Consider the following 1,889-nt stretch of genomic DNA (forward strand, 5'->3'; position numbering starts at 1 on the left):
AGTGAAACTCTTCATCGTAATAATCCATTCTTCTCTTACTCCTTTCTCTTTTTAATCTCTTCTAAAGCCTCTTAAAAACCTTCTCTGTTTTTATTTCTCTCATACCATTCTTTATAGTTGTTTCTTGCAATTTCTACAGGGTCCATTATTTCTGTTATAAGCGGTATTCGATATATACTCTTTTGTTTGCAATCTTTACCCTCGTAAATGTACTGATTACCTTTTGGACATGTACACCTTGCTACTTTATCTGCCATGTAACCAAACTGAGTAAGTTCTGGATAGATTATTATTCCTGTGTCCATACATATAAAGCAGTTTGGCGCTTTGACTTTTTCTTTTTTGTCAATCATTCCTTTCATTTTTAAGCCTCCAATCGTCCGAACTAATTTTCACAAATTCACACATTTCAGCAATTCTCGATACTACTGCATCGCCTTTCTCACCAAATTTCCTTTTAAGCATTGAGGAATTGAAGTTAGTTGTGATAATAAGAGGTTTCTCATATTCATAAAGACGATTAATAATCTGATAAAGGATTGTAGCTGTGTATTCAGACATATTTTCCTTGCCTAAATCGTCGATAATCAAAAGGTCTGTATCTTCCGTGAATGTTTTTATAATTTCTGCTTCTGTAATATCTGCTTCTTTGCTGTATGTACTGCGTATAAGAGTTATTAAGTCTGTTACATTCCCAAAAACAACCGAGTATAAATTGTTAATAAGCTCATTCGCTATTGCTGCCGCAAGATGTGTTTTACCTACACCAACAGGGCCCATAAATAGCAGTCCTTTTTCAACGTGTGGGAAATATTTTGTAAATTCTTTCGACTTCAACAATGCCTCCTTTAGCTCTTTATTTTCTACCCTAAAATTTTCAAATGTCCTTTTTGCAAATCTCTTTCCTAATCCGCTTTTCTCTAACAGTTGCAGCACTTTCTCTTGCTTCTTCTTCATTAGTGCCTCTTTTGCTTCTCTTTCGTTTCTCTCAATGCTCTCTTTTAAAAATCTCATTATTTCATCTTCCATCTATATCACCTCTACCAAAGATTGTCATAAACACTTTTGCTTTCATCTTGCTTGTCTTTTTCTTTTTTAAAGCTGCGGTCAATACCGCCTTCCGCTCGCCACCGGTCTAATATTGCTTGTACGTATTTCAACGACCGCTTATTTTGCAACATACCTTCATGCAGAGCTTCTTTTACCCATTCAAAGCTAAATTCATTAACTAAACTCAGCAGTGTATCCGCCACACCTTTAGTGATTGTTCCATAACCAAAATTTTCGTATATTTCCGCAATTTTTATCAAAGTATCATTTTCAACACAACCAACACACTGATGTGTATTTATATACTTTACTTTACTTTCCTTTACTTTACTTTGTGGGTTTTTTACATGCACAATGTCTACATTAACTTCGTTTTTGTCTACATTAATTCCATTTATGTCTACAATAACTATGTTTGAGTACTTACTAGGGTCTATCAGGAGAAATTCCTTTACTGCGATGACCTCTTTTCTCCTTGCTGAAGCCGCAAAATACCGATTCTGAATGCCACTTGACGTTAATATACCGTATTCATCATATAGTTTTTGATTGAATAAACCATAGTTAATGCAATCATTAACTACGTTTTTGACTACATTAACATCAACTGAAGTTTGTTTAGCTAGTATAAATGCTTCATTATCTCCCCATTTAATGTAATATCCGTTTTTATAAATCTTCATTAACAGTCTTATAAATAATGCAAAACCTACTATTCCATACTTTGCTTCTATTAGATAAACTTTATCGTCTTGGTCTATGTCTACATCTAGCGGGAAATATTCTAATCCTTCTTTTTTTGGTCTTGCCATCCGAATCCCACCCTGTATAAAATAATC

3 protein-coding genes are annotated in these 1,889 nt (G+C 34.0%); all 3 read right to left on the reverse strand.

Annotated elements, in window-relative coordinates; all coding sequences use genetic code 11:
• Positions 1–71: 71 nt before the first annotated feature.
• Genes M663_RS0104275 through M663_RS0104285 form a run of 3 tightly spaced genes read right to left on the reverse strand, consistent with a single transcriptional unit; the run spans position 72 to position 1,862 of the window.
• Entirely contained in the window at positions 72–362 is a 291-nt protein-coding gene (locus M663_RS0104275) for a hypothetical protein (protein ID WP_029688057.1), read from the reverse strand.
• Entirely contained in the window at positions 346–1,029 is a 684-nt protein-coding gene (gene zapE / locus M663_RS0104280; protein ID WP_273702625.1) for an AFG1/ZapE family ATPase, read from the reverse strand. The genes M663_RS0104275 and zapE overlap by 17 nt, the downstream gene beginning before the upstream one ends.
• 11 nt (positions 1,030–1,040) lie before the next feature.
• Positions 1,041–1,862 (reverse strand): Lin1244/Lin1753 domain-containing protein, encoded by an 822-nt coding sequence (locus tag M663_RS0104285; protein ID WP_273702626.1) that lies wholly within the window; start codon positions 1,860–1,862, stop codon positions 1,041–1,043.
• Positions 1,863–1,889: the final 27 nt, after the last annotated feature.

The organism is Thermoanaerobacter sp. A7A, assembly GCF_000445185.1.
In the GTDB taxonomy this organism is placed as follows: Bacteria; Bacillota; Thermoanaerobacteria; order Thermoanaerobacterales; family Thermoanaerobacteraceae; genus Thermoanaerobacter.

Coding starts and splice junctions, on each gene's coding strand:
- M663_RS0104275 (WP_029688057.1), bottom strand. CDS start 362: ATGAAAGGAATGATTGACAAAAAAGAAAAAGTCAAAGCGCCAAACTGC.
- zapE (WP_273702625.1), bottom strand. CDS start 1,029: ATGGAAGATGAAATAATGAGATTTTTAAAAGAGAGCATTGAGAGAAAC.
- M663_RS0104285 (WP_273702626.1), bottom strand. CDS start 1,862: ATGGCAAGACCAAAAAAAGAAGGATTAGAATATTTCCCGCTAGATGTA.